The sequence below is a fragment of the Mesorhizobium sp. A623 genome, assembly GCF_054489405.1.
In genome coordinates this window covers 31,682-47,606 of record NZ_JBTMXB010000007.1, presented here as the reverse complement: position 1 = coordinate 47,606, position 15,925 = coordinate 31,682, and the positions used below count along the sequence as shown (strand labels likewise).

The window sequence follows — 15,925 nt, the reverse complement described above, 5'->3', positions numbered from 1 at the left end:
GTGTTCGTTGCCATCAGCCGTGCCCTTCCTTGGTGAAGGACGCGGAAACGGCCTTTCGTTCCTTGAGAAATGCCGTCGGTTCACGACTGCCGACGAAGCCGCGCGGTTTCCAGACCATGACGATGACCATGGCCATGCCGAACAGCAGCATGCGGTAAAGCTCCGGCGTAAAGTCCGGCCCGAACACCACTTTCAGGAAATCCAGTTCTCGAAGCACCTCGGTGCCGCCGATCATCACCACCGCCGCAATGGCGATGCCGATCAGCGATCCCATGCCGCCAAGCACCACGATGGCGAGGATGATCGCCGATTCCAGGAAGACGAAGGATTCGGGGCTGACGAAACCCTGCCGTGCTGCGAAGAACGCCCCGGCAAAACCGCCGAACATCGCGCCGGTGGCGAATGCCGTCAGCTTCGTCGTGGTGGTATTGATGCCGAGCGACCGGCAGGCGATTTCGTCTTCACGCAGCGCCTCCCAGGCGCGGCCCACCGGCATGCGGCGCAGCCTTATGGTGACGAACGCGGTGAGCAGGCACAGAAGCAGGATGAGATAATAGAGGAATATCTTATAGTAGGCGCTCGACTGGGCGATATCGAATACCTTGGAAATGTAGTTCGGATCGCTGACATTGAAGGAAAACAGGCCGAAGAACGACACTTTCGGGATGCCTGAGATGCCGGCCGAACCGTTGGTGACTTCACGCCAGTTGATGAGGATCATCCGGATGATCTCGCCGAAGGCGAGCGTCACGATAGCCAGATAGTCGCCCCGAAGCCTCAGCACCGGGAAACCGAGGATCACGCCCCAGAACGCGGCCATGATGCCGGCGCAGGGAAGCAATATCCAGAACGAAAGGCCGTAATGGGAGCCAAGCAGCGCATAGGCATAGGCGCCGACGGCATAGAAGGCGACATAACCGAGGTCGAGCAGGCCGGCCAATCCGACGACGATGTTCAGCCCCCAGGCCAGCATCACATAGATCAGGATCTGGATGCCGAAATTGTCGACCCATTTCAACGAGCCCTGAAAGCCGCCCGCCATCGACCCCGACAGCAACGCCAGAAGCAGCACGATGAAGATCGGATAGAGCGCCAGCGCGCTGATGCCCAGCGCCGCGCTATGGCTCAAAATGAAGGTGCGGTAGTAGAAGAACGTGAAGGCCAGCGCATAGATGATGGAGAGTGCGCGAAGGAAGCGCGCATAGCCGGCGAGTTCCGGCCCGAGCAGACCGTTGAGCGAACCCGACGCCAGAAACAGGACGACGATCAGCGCGGCCGCCACCAGGAAATAAGGAACCTTGAAAAAGCGCGTTGCCATGCTGTCGGGCAACAGGCCGGTAGTGACATTGGTGATCTTCTGCCGGGCAAGGAAAGGCCGGGCATAGGCGATGTAACAGAAGCGCCCGATCATGGTGAGCGCGACGACAATGGCGAGCAGCCCCCAGCGCTGAACCAGAACCAGTTCGTTGCGGATATTCTGGTCGGTCTTGAGGCCGATCAGAAGGACGAAGCAGCCGAACGCCATGACGCCAGCGAAGAGCGCTTCGCGAAAGGCCTGCGCGATCGGCGCCGGGGCCGTGGTTGCGTTGTCTGAGGAAACGGTTGCGCTCATTCTCTCAGACCTTTTCGACTTCAGGCCGGCCCAATATGCCGGAAGGCAGGAAGATCAGCACGATCGCCAGGATGGAAAAGGCCGCCACATCCTTGTAGTCGATCGAGAAATACGCCGACCACATGCTTTCGATGAAGCCGATCAGCAGGCCGCCGATGACAGCGCCGGGGATCGAACCGATGCCGCCAAGCACCGCTGCCGTGAACGCCTTGACGCCCGGCACGAAGCCGTCGGAGAACACCACGACACCGTAATACATGAGGAACAGCGTGCCTGCGACGCCGGCGAGAGCCGCCCCGATGATGAAGGTGATCGAGATGGTGCGGTCCACGTCGATGCCCAGCAGCGCCGCCATTTTCTGGTCCTGCTCGCACGCCCTTTGCGCGCGCCCCAGCGACGTCTTGTTGACGACATACCAGAAGACCAGCAACAGCACGGCGGTAACCAGGACGATGACGATCTGCTTCAGGGAAACACTGACGCCGTAGATGGTATAGACCTGGCTGATCATCGGCGGGATCGGCTTGTTGCGCGGACCCTGCGTCACCTGCACGAAATTGGACAAAGCGATCGACATGCCGATTGCCGTGATCAGCGGCGCTAGGCGGAAGGAGCCGCGCAAGGGCCGGTAGGCCACCTTCTCGATCACCCAGTTGTAGAGGCCAACCATGATCATCGACACGATCATCATGATCAGCAGCGCGACGACCACCGGTATCGAGTAGAACAGCGCACCAAGGACGAGAAAGACGATCAGGGCGACAAAGGCGCCAACCATGAAAATGTCGCCATGGGCAAAATTGATCATGCCGACGATGCCATAGACCATCGTATAGCCGATCGCGATCAGCCCATAGATAGACCCCAGCGTCAGCCCATTGATAAGCTGCTGGATAAAATATTGCATGGTGCCGCTGCTCCCCTGGAATGTCGCTCGATCAAGCGCATCCCTTTTTATCTTCCCCTAGTCGTAAAGTCTCGAGCCCGGAATGCAACGTGATTTTCCGTTACGGAGCACGTTTTTTCGAGGCGGCCTGCCCCGTTCGCTTGTTCTCCGGGCCTGTGGTCCAGCCGCACCATATCCTTGGTATAATCCAATGTCTTTGCGGATTTGAACCTTTCCCGTGGCAATTTTGGAAGAAACCACGACTAAAATCGATTTGCTGAAAGGATCGTTGCACAACCGCCATCCTTGCGTGCGCGCGCCGCTTGATGCCCGAAAGTGCTTCGCCGCCTCATTTGACGACGAAGCCGTGGGCGAACGGATCGCGGTCGTCGATGAAGATCGTGTTCAATCCGGTCATCCGCGCCCAGCCTCCGATGGACGGGATTATCGCCGGCCGGCCCGCCATTTCGACCTCCTTTTCGACCCGGCCCTTGAACAGCGAGCCGATGATGGATTCGTGCACGAAGGCGTCGCCTACCTTCAGTTTTCCCTTGGCGTGAAGTTGCGCCATGCGCGCCGACGTGCCGGTGCCGCAAGGGCTGCGATCGATCGCCTTGTCGCCGTAGAACACAGCGTTGCGGGCATGCGCGCCTTCCACGGTCGGCGCGCCCGTCCACAGCATATGCGTCAACCGGTTGATGCCGGGATTTTCCGGATGTTTGAAGCTGTATTTCTCGTTCAGCCGCTGGCGCACCACCGGGCTCCAGGCAATCAGCTCGCCGGCTGAATAATCGGCCATGTCGCGAAAATTCTCCTGCGGCTCGACGATGGCGTAGAAATTGCCGCCATAGGCGACATCCACCTTGATCTCGCCCAGTTGCGGGCATTCCACCGTCAACCCTTCGGCATGGAGGAAGGACGGCACGTTGGTGATGCGCACTTCCTCGACATAGTCGCCAACCTGCTTGTACTCGGCCGTCACCAGGCCGGCCGGCGTGTCGAGCCGCAACATGCCCGGCGTCCTTGGCTTGATCAGCCCATGCTCGATGGCCATCGTCACCGTGCCGATGGTGCCGTGGCCGCACATCGGCAGGCAGCCGGAGGTTTCGATGAACAAGATGCCGATGTCGCAATCCTCGCGCGTCGGCGGATAAAGGATCGAGCCCGACATCATGTCGTGACCGCGCGGCTCGAACATCAGGCCGGTGCGGATCCAGTCATACTCAGCCAGGAAATGCGCGCGCCGCTCCATCATCGTCGAGCCTTCCAGCAGCGGCCCGCCACCCGCCACCAGCCGCACCGGGTTGCCGCAGGTATGTCCGTCGATGCAGAAGAAGGATTTCTTGGCCATGGCGTACTCTTAGAAACGTTTTGGACTGAAGGGAGAAAGATCGAGAGCCGGACTTTGCTCCTGCACCAGGTCGCGGATCAAGCGGCCCGTCGCTGCCGCCTGTGTCAGGCCGAGATGGCCGTGGCCGAAGGCATAGACGACGTTTGCCGCACCAGGCGCCTTGCCGATGACCGGAAGCGAATCCGGCAGCGACGGGCGAAACCCCATCCACTCGCGGCCGCCTTCGGGATTGAGGCCCGGCAGGAATGTCTTCGCCTTTTGAAGCAGCGCCCTTGTGCGGGCATAGTTAGGTGCTCGCTCGATGCCGCCAAGTTCGACGGCGCCGCCGATACGAAGCCCGGTCGAGAGCGGCGTGATGACAAACCCATGGCCGGGAAAAATAAGCTGACGCTTCACATCGAAAGCGGAGGACGGCAGCGTCGTGTTGTAGCCGCGCTCGGTTTCGAGCGGGATGCGATCGCCCAGTTGCCGCGCCAGCAGATGCGACCACGCGCCGGCCGCAAGCACCAGCGTCCTGGCCTGCCGTCTCGCCCCGTCGGCAAAGATGAGCGTCGCCCCGTTCTCGCCTGCTTCGATGCGATCGACCCGCGCCTTTTCAAAGCGCGCGCCCTTGGTCTGCGCATAGGCCCAGACCGCCTTGCCCAGGAGCTTCGGGTCGGCGACCGTCTTCCATTCGGGAACGAAAGTGCCCTTGACGAAACGCGGCGACACGCCGGGCTGGAGTTCCGCCAGTTCCTGGCCTTCGAGGTGGCTATAGGCAATGCCGAAACGGTCGCGCACGGCCCAGCCGCGCAGCGAGGCCAAAAACTCCGCCTCGCTTTCATAGAACTCGATCGAGCCGTCCTCGCGCAGCATCGGGCGCGTGCCGGAACGGTCCATCAGGCCCATCCATTCCGCTTCCGCAAGCTTCATCAGCGCCGCCTGCGCGACCAGGCTGGCTTCGTAATTGCTGTCGGAGCCGGCGCGCCAGAAGCGCCACAGCCAGGGCGCAAGTTTGGGCAGGTATGCGGGCGGGATGGCAAGCGGCCCCAACGGGTCCATGAGCCATCGCGGCAGATTGCGCATCATGCCCTTGTGGGCCAGCGGCAGCATGTCGGTAAAGGCGAAGGCGGCGGCATTGCCGGAACTCGTCTCCTCGCAGATGCCGGTGCGGTCGAAGACGGTGACGGAACGCCCCGCCTCCGCCAGATAGGCCGCCGCGCAAATGCCGATGATGCCGCCGCCGACAATGGCGATGTCGAGAGAAGTGCTGGTCATGGTTGAGGTACTACGCCGCCTTCGACAAGTTCGACAATGTCGGGCGCGCGGCAAGCGCGCCCTTGACGATCTTTTCCACCGCCTTGCGGCGCTCGCCCGCCAGCGATCTTTCGTGCCTTGCGAAACACTTCGAACTGCTCGTCGATCGACAGCATCGGCCCCTCGCCAAGCAAGCCGCAGGCGACGATTCCGTCACAGCCGCCATCCATTTGAAGTGCAAAGCAGCGCTCCATATGGGCATGGTCGAGACGGTCGTCCTCGGTGAACTTGGTAGTGACGGCAGGAAAAATTCCAGACCACATAGTGGCTCTCCATCTGATATATCTACCGCATATCAAAGCTGCGTGCCGGCTGTCAATGCGATTCAAGCTATGATATGCAGGCAATATATCAGGAGATATTCGTGGCGCTTACGGAAGAAGCCTCAGCCTCCGAGCCAGCCGCCATACGGGCTTACCGGGCACTGGAACGCATGATCGTCATGCTCGAACTGGCCCCCGGCAGCTTCGTTACCGAAGGCACGCTCATCGACAGGCTCGGGCTTGGGCGAACCCCGGTGCGCGAGGCGATCCAGCGGCTTGCCTGGGAAGGCCTGCTCGACATCAGGCCCCGCGCCGGCATCGCCATTGCGCCGCTGCATGCCGGCGATTGGGTACGGGTGCTGGATGCGAGACGCGGCGTCGAGATCGTGCTGGCCCGCTCAGCCGCGCGCTACGTCACCCGCGCCGCCACCGACCGTTTCCACGCTGCGGCACTTGCCATGCAGGGGGCCGCCGTCTCCAGCAGCGTGCAGGCCTTCCTCGAAGCCGACAAGGCGTTCGACGAAGCGCTGGCCTTCGCCGCCGACAACATTTTTGCCGCACGGCTGGCCGCACCCCTGCAGACCCACAGCCGCCGCTTCTGGTTTCGCTACCGGGCCGAGACCGGGCTGGCCGAAGCCGCCGAGCACCATGTCGGCCTGATCCGCTCCATCCTGTCCGGCGACGAGGATTTAGCGGCCGCGGACGCCGAACGCTTGATGGCGCTGCTCTGCGCCCATGCCGAGGCGGCTGCACGGCGTTAAGCTCAGGCAGCAGCCAAAAACAAAAGAGGACGCGGCCGAAGCAGCGCCCTTTTTCAATATCGGGATTGGCCCGAAAGCCGACTCAGGAGGTCGGCATGGCGAACTCTGCGCCTTCCTTGACGCCCGATGGCCAGCGCTGGGTGACCGTCTTGGTCTTGGTGTAGAAGCGCACCGAGTCCGGGCCGTACTGGTTGAGGTCGCCAAAGCCGGACTTCTTCCAGCCGCCAAACGTGTAGTAGGCAACCGGCACCGGGATCGGCACGTTGATGCCGACCATGCCGACCTGGACGCGGGCAGCGAAATCGCGCGCGGCATCGCCGTCGCGGGTGAAGATGGCGACGCCGTTACCATATTCATGCTCGGACGGCAGACGCACCGCCTCTTCAAAATCGTGTGCGCGCACCACCGACAGAACCGGGCCAAAGATTTCTTCCTTGTAGATGCGCATGTCCGGCGTCACGTTATCGAACAGGCAGCCGCCCATATAGAAGCCGTTCTCATAGCCCTGCATCTTGAAGCCGCGGCCATCGACGGCAAGCTTTGCGCCTTCCTTGATGCCGATCTCGACATAATTCTTCACGCGCTCCAGCGCCGCAGCGGTGACCAGCGGGCCGAAGTCGGCTGCCGGATCGGTCGAGGGGCCGATCTTCAGACTCTCGACGCGCGGGATCAGCTTTTCCATCAGCCTGTCGCCGGTCGCCTTGCCGACGGGAACCGCAACCGACACCGCCATGCAGCGCTCGCCGGCGGCACCGTAGCCGGAACCGATCAGCGCATCGACCGCCTGGTCCATGTCGGCGTCGGGCATGATGATCATGTGGTTCTTGGCGCCGCCGAAGCACTGGCAGCGCTTGCCGGTCTGGGCGGCGCGCTCGTAGATATATTGCGCGATCGCCGACGAGCCGACGAAGCCGATAGCCGAAATGTCCTGATGGTCGAGGATGGCATCGACCGATTCCTTGTCGCCGTTGACGACGTTGAGGATGCCGTCCGGCAGGCCGGCTTCGGTCATCAGTTCGGCCAGTTTCATCGGCACGCCCGGATCCCGCTCGGAAGGCTTGAGGATGAAGGCGTTGCCGCAGGCGATGGCCGGGGCGAACTTCCACATCGGGATCATGGCCGGGAAGTTGAACGGCGTGATGCCGGCAACGACGCCGAGCGGCTGGCGGATCGAATAAAGGTCGATGCCGGGGCCGGCACCCTCGGTGAACTCGCCCTTCAGCAGATGCGGGATGCCAAGCGCGAACTCGACGACTTCGACGCCGCGCAAAATGTCGCCCTTGGCGTCGGGAATGGTCTTGCCGTGCTCGCGAGCCAAAAGCTCGGCCAGCGCGTCGTTGTCGCGCGTCACCAGTTCGAGGAACTTCATGAAAACGCGCGCGCGGCGCTGCGGGTTGGTCGCCGCCCACGCCGGCTGTGCCGCTTTCGCATTGGCGACGGCCGCATCAAGTTCCGACTTGGAAGCAAGCGCCACCTTGGCGCGCACCGTGCCGTCGAGCGGCTGGAACACGTCGGCTTCGCGTCCGGAAGTGCCCTTGACGTTCTTGCCGCCGATATAGTGCCCGTAATGGATCATTTTTTTCTCCCTGATGGCCCGAGGTGCAAATGGATGAAGGCCCATTGTCGGCCTTTGCCCGCCCAATGGCAACGTGAGCCGAAACGCAACCGTTGTGCATAATTTGATATACGCTCAGTGGCGGAATATGCTTTCATGCAGATGATGATGCTCTATTCCCGACCTTCCCAAACCGCCACCGGCGCTCCGTCCCATGAACTGGGATGACGTGCGCATCTTCCTGGCGGTCGCCCGCGCCGGGCAGTTCCTCGGTGCGGCAAGGCGGCTGGAACTGAACCACGCCACCGTCTCGCGCCGCATCGCAGCCCTGGAGGAGGCGTTGCGGGCAAAGCTGTTTCGCCGCCTCACCACCGGCAGCGAACTGACGCCGGCCGGGACACGCTTCCTCGACATTGCCGAGCGCATGGAGGCCGACATGATCGCGGCCCGCTCGACGCTTGCCGGCGAGGGCGACGACATCTCCGGCACGGTGCGCATCGGCGCGCCGGACGGCTTTGGCGTGGCATTCCTGGCGAAACATCTAGGCAGCCTGACGGCAGCGCACCGGGAACTGACCATCCAGTTGGTGCCGGTGCCGCGCTCGTTTTCGCTGTCGCGGCGCGAAGCCGACATCGCCATCACCGTCGAGCGCCCGACCGAGGGGCGGCTGGTGGCGGGCAAACTGGTCGACTACACACTCGGCCTGTTCGCCTCGCGCGCCTACGCCAAGGCGAACGGCCTGCCGAAATCGGCCGCGGAACTGAAAACCCACACGCTGATCGGCTACGTGCCGGACCTCATCGTCAGCCCGTCGCTGGACTATGACGCCGAGTTCAGCCCGGAATGGCGCAGCGCCTTCGCCATTTCATCCGCGCTTGGCCAGGCCGAAGCGGTGCGCGCCGGCGCCGGCATCGGCATCTTGCACACTTTCATCGCGCGCTCGATGCCAGACCTTATACCAGTCGACATCGTCGCGCCCATCCGCCGCGCCTACTGGCTCGTCTATCATGAATCGGTGAGGCCGATGCGCCGCGTCCAGCTTGTCGCCAGCTACATCACCAAGGCCGTCGAGAGCGAGCGCGCGCTTTTCCTGTAGATCAGGAAGCGTAGCGCTCCGGGCCGAGCTTGCTGGCGTCGATATCCGGCTTGCGGCCGGAAACGATGTCGGAAAGCACCCGCGCCGAGCCGCACGCCATGGTCCAGCCAAGCGTGCCGTGCCCCGTGTTGAGGTAGAGGTTCGGGTATTTCGACGCCCCGATGATGGGCGGGCCGTCCGGCGTCATCGGCCGCAAGCCGGTCCAGAAGGTGGCCGCACCGAGGTCGCCGGCACCTGGGAACAGATCGCCGACGGAATGTTCCAGCGTCTTTCGCCGCCCCGGATGCAGCGACAGATCGTAGCCGGCGATCTCGGCGGTGCCGCCGACGCGGATGCGATCGCCAAGCCTTGTGATGGCGATCTTGTAGGTTTCGTCCATCACCGTCGATTCGGGTGCTGCCTTGGCGTTGACGATCGGCACGGTGATCGAATAGCCCTTGATCGGATAGACCGGGATAGGCTGGCCGAGCTTGCGCATCCAGATCGGCGAATAGCTGCCCATCGCCATGACATAGGCGTCCGCCTTCTTCTCGCCGGCGCTGGTCGAGCAACCGGTGATGCGGCCCTTGTCGGTATGGATCGCATTCAGCGTCACGCCGTACTCGAAGCGGACGCCCGCCGCGACGGCGATCTCCGACAGCCGCGTGGTGAACATCTGGCAGTCGCCGGTCTCGTCGCCCGGCAATTGCAGGCCGCCGACAAACTTTTCGCGCACCGAAGCCAAGCCCGGCTCAGCGGCGATGCAGCCGTCCTGGTCGAGCACGTTGAAGGGCACGCCATACTGCTTGAGCACCGCGACATCGCCGCCGATCCCGTCAAGCTGGTACTGCTTGCGGAACAGCTGCAGCGTGCCCTTGGCGCGGTCGTCATAGGCGATGTTGGTCGAGGTCCTCAGCGCCTTCAGCACATCGCGGCTGTATTCGGCGATCGGCACCATCCGCGATTTGTTCACCGCGTAGCGCTCCGCCGTGCAGTTGCGCAGCATCTTGGAGACCCAGCTCCACATATTCAGGTCGAGAGCAGGCCGGATGACCAGCGGCCCGTATTTCATCGTCAGCCATTTGATCGCCTTCACCGGCACGCCGGGCCCCGCCCAGGGCGAAGAATAGCCGGGCGACACCTCGCCCGCATTGGCAAAGCTGGTTTCAAGCGCCGGACCGGGCTGTCGGTCGATCACCGTCACCTCATGGCCTGCCTCGGTCAGGTAATAAGCCGTGGTCACGCCGATCACGCCGCCGCCCAGCACCAATACTTTCATCGTCTACTCTCCTTGCCGGGCCGTCAGGTATCTAATGGGCCGGGGCCGTCAGGCTGCCGACGGACCCGGATCGTCGTCATCGTGGCGTGTCTGCCGTATTTTCCACTTCTCGCCAAGGGGCTGGACATCAGACGGGGCACTGTGGACCAGCCGAAGTGCTGGCCGTCCCGCCGGCAAAGGCGGCTCTTCCTGCGCAGCGATGCCTCGCTTCGCCGCCTCCGGCTGGTAAACGACCTTCTCGATCAGGATGGTTTCCCGTCCGCCGCCCGGCCGCGCCACCGTCACCTTGTTTCCCTCGGACATGCCCAGCATCGACAGGCCGCGCATGGTGCTTACCGGCAGGTTCAGGCCGACCGGGCCGCGAGCGTCCTGCTGCACGAGCGTGCGTGTTTCCGCCTCCCCTGCGTCGACCCGGAATATCACCCGGCTGTTCAGCGTCGCCACGTCGGCCTCGACCGACAGGACGGAAACGACGGTTGCGTCCGCCAGTTTCTGCCGCAACAGGGCAAGGATAGGATCGCCAGAGGCAATCCGACGCTCCAGCATCGCCTCCAGGATGGAGAAATCCTTGGTCGTCAGGCAACAGGGCCGGCGCGCCTCTTCCGCATTCCCTGTCATGACGCCAGCCCCGCTGCCGGAGGCTCGACCTGTGCGATCTCAAGCACCCGTTCCTTGCCGTCGCGGGCGATCCAGACCACCGATTGACCGGCAGCCAGACCGATCAGCGCCGTTCCGAGCGGTGTCAGGATCGAGATCTTGTTTTGCGCAATGTCCGCCTGTCCGGGATAGACGAGCGTGATGCGCTTTGCTTCCTCGCCGCCGCTGCGGAACATCACGCTGGAGCCCATGCGCACGACATTTTCAGGCACCGGGTCGGTGATCGTCGCCCGATCCATTTCGGCCAAAAGGTCTTCGGCAATCTCCGGCACCCGGTCGAGAGCCGTTTGCGCCAGGCCGGTCAGCCTGTTGTGATCGGTCGCGCCCACCAGGATATCGAGTTGCGCGCGATGCTTGGTCGCTTCTTGCATTGAATTGTCCTCTTCAGGTCCGGCGGCGCATGCGATGCGCGTCGACGGCCACCCGGAACCGAAGTCCGGGATTGATGTTTCATGGAGAACGAGCGCCTCGCCTCAGGCGAAAGCGCTCGGATGGTCAACTTACTGGAAAAAAGGCCCCGCACCGCCCGGCCGCGATGTGCGGTCGAGCCGGGGCTAGGATCCCGCGATCGGGCATACCCGGAAAAAAGTCTGGCTGGGCGCAAGGTTGCTCATAGGGAAGAACGTGGGTGACATGATGGTCCTTGTCAAGCGCCCAGGTAGCGGCGATGGAAGCGATGACCGAGGCTTGTCAGCACCTCGTAGCCGATCGTGCCGGAAAAACCCGCAACCTCGTCCAGCGTTTGCGAAGGGCCGATCATCTGCACATAGTCGCCGGCTTTCAGGCGACCTTCCGGAAGGGCTGAAATGTCGAGAATGATGGAATCCATCGACACCCGGCCGATAAAGGGCAGGCTTATGGCATCGAGATGCGCGGCAGCCATGGCGCGCCGACGCCATCCGTCGGCATAGCCCAGCGCGATCGTCGCCACCCGAAGCTGCCCGTCGGTGACGACGGTATGGCCATAGCCGATGCCTGCCCCGGCTTCGAGCGTGCGCGTCTGGATCACTTTCGCTTCCAGCCGCACGACCGGCAGCATCGGGTTTTTCGAGGCGGGCGTCGGATTGATGCCGTAAAGCGCCGCCCCCGGCCGGGCCAGGTCGAAATGATAGGCGGGACCAAGGAAAATACCCGACGAATTGGCCAACGACGCGGGCGCCGCCGGCAGCATGGCGCGCAACCGCTCGAATTCCTGCAACTGGGCGCGATTGGCTGAGTGTTCGGGCTCGTCGGCGCAGGCAAGATGGCTCATCACCAGCCTGATATCGAGGCCCTCGAACGCCCGTGCATCGCCTGCCGCCGCCTCGACTTCACGAGGGGCCATGCCCAGCCGTGACATGCCGCTGTCCACCTGGATTGCCGCCGGCAGCTTCTTGGCCGCGCGTTGCGCAGCCGCGCGCCAGCCGGCGAGTTGCTCCGTGCTGTTGATCACCGCCGCAAGGCCGGCAGTCACCGCTTCCATCTCCGCGCCGGGCAGGATGCCGTTCAGCACATAGATCGACGGTTTTGCCCCGAGCACGCCGCGCAGCGCCAAGCCTTCGTCCAGATGCGCGACGAAAAAGGTATCGCAGCCTTCCCCGGCAAGAGCGGTCGCCACTTCGGCGGCACCTAGCCCGTAGCCATCGGCCTTGACCACGCCGGCACAGGCGACACCGCCCAACTGCGCCTTCAGCCGCCGGTAATTCTCGCGGATCGCGCCCAGATCGATGGTCAGGACCGCTCCGGCAGCAGCGATGCTCGGCTGGTCCGCCATGGGGTTTTTAATCAAAATCTGGTTCATGTCCAAACCCGATTCCTTCCGCCTGTCTTGGTTCAAACGACGCAACCATGCTTGTAGCATGGGATGGACGCACGATCCTTGCCAAAGACAGGCTTTACTCGCAGATTCTTCCGAAAGACGGGCGACCGACTCCGCAAAGCGCACGGAAGCGTCGTTGCCCCTGAACGGTCAGGCTGGCACCCTGCTCCAGGCCTCCAGCCGGCAGGTCTTACGGGGCGAGATGCCGGAACGCTTCCACGACCTCGGCGTACAGTTTGCGCTTGAACGGAACGATCAGGCTGGTCAGGTCGGCCATCGGCCGCCATGCCCATTCGTCGAACTCGGCTTTTTCGCCCGCCGGCGGCGGATTGTTGCGGATTTCGCTCTCGTCGCCCTCGAAGCGAAAGGCGAACCATTTCTGCGTCTGCCCGCGATATTTTCCCTTGAGCGCGACGCCGACGAGGTCGGCCGGCAGGTCGTAATTTATCCAGTCCGGCGCTTCCTCGACCAGGGTCAGGCTTTCCATGCCCGTCTCCTCGAAGATTTCGCGGCGTGCCGCCTCGAGCGGCTCTTCGCCCTTGTCGATGCCGCCCTGCGGCATCTGCCACAGCTTCACCGCGCCGGAAAACTCACTGTCCGGCTCGGCGATGCGACGCCCGACCCAGACCAACCCCTGTGCGTTGAGCACCATGATGCCGACGCACGGACGGTAGGGCAGGCTTTCAGGATCGATTTTTTTGGCCCCCCTAGCCTTGTCCTTGTCGGGGGCTTTGTCTTTGTCCTTGCCCACCGATCACCCCTTTTCCGGGTCGCTGGCTACCGCCGAGATCGGCACGATCTCGATGCCGCGTTTCTTCGCCTCGGCAATCCATGCCGTCACGGTTTCGACGGTCACGTCGAAGGCCGAACCGGTACCGACGGCAAAACCCTTGGCGCGCGCCGTCGCTTCCAGTTCGTCGAGTTTCTTCAGGATTGCGCCGCGATCCTGCTCCGCATCGATTGCCGTGTCGGCGACGGCCAGCGGCACCCGGTCCTTCAGGGCCAGTTCCGGAGCCACGCTGCGCGCCGAAGAGCCATCGTCGAGATAGCCGAGGCCGCGCTTGCCAAGTTCGGCCATGATCGGCTCCATGGCCGCTTTGTCGGCGGAAAACCGGGCGCCCATATAGTTCATCACGGTGGTGTAGTTGGTGGTCCGCGACAGCGCCCAGAGCAGATTTTTCAAATTCTCGTCCGCACCGGCATCGATGGTCAGCGTGTTGCGGCCGGGATTGACGTTCGGATAGTCGAACGGCTCCAGCGGCACCTGCATGACGATCTCATGACCCAACCGGCGCGCCTCCTGCATCCAGCGGCCGATCGAGTTGCCCTGCGGCGCGAAGGCCAGCGTCACCTCCGCCGGCAGTTTGGCGATGGCCGCCTGCGTTCCCGTCTGCGAAACGGCAAGCCCGCCGATGACAATGGCTACCCGCGCCCCGCGGCTGCCCGACCACGGCCTTGCATAGACATCGAACGGACGCCTTCCATCGGCGCTGCGGATCGGCAGCGGTCCCGTGGCGCTGTCCTCGATCAGGGCCTTGTCGGGAAGGTGCGCTACCCTCAGATTCTGGCCAAGGGTCGAGGGATCGTGAATGACGATGGCGCCACGCGGCGGCGCATCGCCTTCCTCTGTCTCGACATGAATGATCTTCGGCCCGCTGTCCGGTTGCGCCGGCGCGGCTTTGGCGGGCGGCTTGGCGTCCGTCGCTACCGGCGACTGTACCGGACTTGCCACGGCCGGAATCGAAACGGCGACGGTTTCCGGCTTGCGAAACGGCTTTTCCCGCAGCGCGATGGCGCCGGAAACGCCAATGACCGCCAAAACGCCGAACGCCGCAGCTACGGTGCCGGCGCGCAGCCGCACCGAACTTCGCTGCGGCCGGGCAGCCTGCCCGAGCGGCCGTTCGATGTCCTTGATGTCAGCCAAGCCGCCCCCCTTGGAGCAAGCGTCCATTCAAACCGCGATCCCCCCGAAACAAACTATGGCGAATCAAACTGCCGGAACCTTTCAGCCCCGGCAGCATCGCATTGCTTCTATCGGTCAGCCAGACACCATTGCCCGGCGGCCTATTGGTTGTTCATGACCGCCTTTTCGGGATTGGGCGGAAAGGACGGATCGGTCTTCTGGCCGCGCAGCAGTTCCTCGGCATAGATCAGTTGCAGATCGTCCTTGGGATCCGGCGGCACATAGGCGGCCGAACCCGAGCCGGTGTCGCTTTCGTCAGCGCCCTTGATATGGCCCTTGAGGTCGGATTCGCCACGCGTCAGGTCGCGTCCCTGCAGTTCCGGCGGCAGCGGCTGCTCCACCTTGATGTCGGGGGTAATGCCCTTGCCCTGGATCGATTTGCCAGCTGGCGTGTAATAAAGCGCCGTCGTCAGCCGCAACGCACCGTTTTCGCCGAGCGGGATGATGGTCTGCACCGAACCCTTGCCGAAGGACTGTGTGCCGACGACGGTGGCCCGCTTCAGATCCTGCAATGCGCCCGCCACGATTTCGGAGGCGCTCGCCGAACCGCCATTGACGAGCACGATCAGCGGCTTGCCGTCGATATCGTCGCCCGGCCGGGCGTCGAAGCGGGTGATGTCCTTCGGATCGCGGCCGCGCGTCGAAACCACTTCGCCACGATCGAGGAACGTATCGGACACGCTCACCGCCTGATCGAGCAACCCGCCGGGATTGAGCCGCAGGTCAAGCACGTAGCCCTTCAGCTTGTCCTTGGGGATCTGCTTCTTGATCGTGCTGATCGCGCTCTGCAGATCGTCATAGGTCTTTTCGGTGAACGAGGTGATCTTCATGTAGCCGATGTCGTTCTCGACCCGGTATTTCACCGCCTTGACCTTGATGACGGCGCGCACGACCGTCAGTTCGATCGGCTTGTCGGCGCCCTTGCGCAGGATGGTCAGCTTGATCGGCGTCGCCACCGCGCCGCGCATCTTGTCGACCGCGTCGTTCAGCGTCATGCCGCGAACTTCGGTGCCGTCGATCTTGGCGATGAAGTCGCCGGCCAGCACGCCGGCCTTGGCGGCGGGCGTATCGTCGATCGGGGTGATGACCTTGACCAAATCGTCTTCCATCGTGACCTCGATGCCGAGGCCGCCGAATTCGCCCTTGGTCTGGACGCGCATGTCCTGGGCCGCTTCCGCATTCATGTAGGACGAATGCGGGTCAAGCGAGGTCAGCATGCCGTTGATGGCATTCTCCACCAGCGCCTTGTCGTCGGGCGGCGTCACATATTGCGACCGCACCCGCTCGAAGATATCGCCGAAGATGGCCAGTTGCTTGTAGGTCTCGGAAGCAGCCGCATTGGCCGTCGAGCCGGGCGCGCCGTAGACGAGGCTCATGGCCGATGCGCCCATCAAGGCACCGGCAAGCAAGAGCGACAATTTCCGCATAT

General features: G+C 63.2%; 14 protein-coding genes and 1 pseudogene. 2 read left to right on the top strand and 13 right to left on the bottom strand.

The window, feature by feature from the left end; genetic code table 11:
- Positions 1-13: 13 nt before the first annotated feature.
- From livM to ACX3P1_RS09295, 5 genes and pseudogenes are all read right to left on the bottom strand, one after another.
- Entirely contained in the window at positions 14-1,564 is a 1,551-nt protein-coding gene (gene livM, locus ACX3P1_RS09315; RefSeq protein WP_459079448.1) for a high-affinity branched-chain amino acid ABC transporter permease LivM, read from the bottom strand.
- Positions 1,565-1,616: 52 nt separating this feature from the next.
- On the bottom strand, positions 1,617-2,519 hold the full coding sequence (locus ACX3P1_RS09310; protein ID WP_459079289.1) for a branched-chain amino acid ABC transporter permease: 903 nt from the start codon (positions 2,517-2,519) through the stop codon (positions 1,617-1,619).
- A gap of 328 nt (positions 2,520-2,847) precedes the next feature.
- On the bottom strand, positions 2,848-3,849 hold the full coding sequence (locus tag ACX3P1_RS09305; protein ID WP_459079288.1) for a 4-hydroxyproline epimerase: 1,002 nt from the start codon (positions 3,847-3,849) through the stop codon (positions 2,848-2,850).
- A gap of 9 nt (positions 3,850-3,858) precedes the next feature.
- Positions 3,859-5,106: an NAD(P)/FAD-dependent oxidoreductase gene (locus ACX3P1_RS09300; RefSeq protein WP_459079287.1), complete on the bottom strand. Its 1,248-nt coding sequence runs from the start codon at positions 5,104-5,106 to the stop codon at positions 3,859-3,861.
- Positions 5,107-5,204: 98 nt separating this feature from the next.
- Positions 5,205-5,408, bottom strand: a pseudogene (locus ACX3P1_RS09295) (dihydrodipicolinate synthase family protein); the annotation flags it as partial.
- Positions 5,409-5,482: 74 nt separating this feature from the next.
- Here ACX3P1_RS09295 and ACX3P1_RS09290 point away from each other — a divergent pair.
- Positions 5,483-6,169 carry a GntR family transcriptional regulator gene (locus ACX3P1_RS09290; RefSeq protein WP_459079286.1) on the top strand — a complete coding sequence of 229 codons (687 nt, stop codon included), beginning with the start codon at positions 5,483-5,485 and terminating at the stop codon, positions 6,167-6,169.
- Between the two features lie 82 nt (positions 6,170-6,251).
- Here ACX3P1_RS09290 and ACX3P1_RS09285 read toward each other — a convergent pair whose 3' ends face one another.
- Positions 6,252-7,745: a CoA-acylating methylmalonate-semialdehyde dehydrogenase gene (locus ACX3P1_RS09285; RefSeq protein ID WP_459079285.1), complete on the bottom strand. Its 1,494-nt coding sequence runs from the start codon at positions 7,743-7,745 to the stop codon at positions 6,252-6,254.
- 193 nt (positions 7,746-7,938) lie between these two features.
- On the opposite strand from ACX3P1_RS09285, the gene ACX3P1_RS09280 reads away from it, so the two are divergent.
- Positions 7,939-8,820, top strand: coding sequence for a LysR family transcriptional regulator (locus tag ACX3P1_RS09280; protein ID WP_459079284.1), 882 nt, complete (start codon positions 7,939-7,941; stop codon positions 8,818-8,820).
- Between the two features lies 1 nt (position 8,821).
- Here the strand turns inward: ACX3P1_RS09280 and ACX3P1_RS09275 are convergent, their stop codons facing one another.
- From ACX3P1_RS09275 to ACX3P1_RS09245, 7 genes are all read right to left on the bottom strand, one after another.
- Positions 8,822-10,078, bottom strand: coding sequence for a D-amino acid dehydrogenase (locus ACX3P1_RS09275; RefSeq protein WP_459079283.1), 1,257 nt, complete (start codon positions 10,076-10,078; stop codon positions 8,822-8,824).
- Between the two features lie 48 nt (positions 10,079-10,126).
- Positions 10,127-10,696, bottom strand: a complete 570-nt coding sequence (locus ACX3P1_RS09270; RefSeq protein ID WP_459079282.1) for a nucleoside-diphosphate kinase — start codon at positions 10,694-10,696, stop codon at positions 10,127-10,129.
- Positions 10,693-11,106 (bottom strand): nucleoside diphosphate kinase regulator, encoded by a 414-nt coding sequence (gene rnk, locus ACX3P1_RS09265; protein WP_459079281.1) that lies wholly within the window; start codon positions 11,104-11,106, stop codon positions 10,693-10,695. Before rnk ends, ACX3P1_RS09270 begins: the two co-directional genes overlap by 4 nt.
- 275 nt (positions 11,107-11,381) lie before the next feature.
- Positions 11,382-12,515, bottom strand: coding sequence for an alanine racemase (gene alr, locus ACX3P1_RS09260; protein ID WP_459079280.1), 1,134 nt, complete (start codon positions 12,513-12,515; stop codon positions 11,382-11,384).
- Between the two features lie 208 nt (positions 12,516-12,723).
- Positions 12,724-13,284: an RNA pyrophosphohydrolase gene (locus ACX3P1_RS09255; RefSeq protein ID WP_459079279.1), complete on the bottom strand. Its 561-nt coding sequence runs from the start codon at positions 13,282-13,284 to the stop codon at positions 12,724-12,726.
- A gap of 3 nt (positions 13,285-13,287) precedes the next feature.
- Entirely contained in the window at positions 13,288-14,457 is a 1,170-nt protein-coding gene (locus tag ACX3P1_RS09250; RefSeq protein WP_459079278.1) for a divergent polysaccharide deacetylase family protein, read from the bottom strand.
- Between the two features lie 140 nt (positions 14,458-14,597).
- Complete coding sequence (locus tag ACX3P1_RS09245) at positions 14,598-15,923, bottom strand: S41 family peptidase (protein WP_459079277.1); 1,326 nt, start codon at positions 15,921-15,923, stop codon at positions 14,598-14,600.
- Positions 15,924-15,925: the final 2 nt, after the last annotated feature.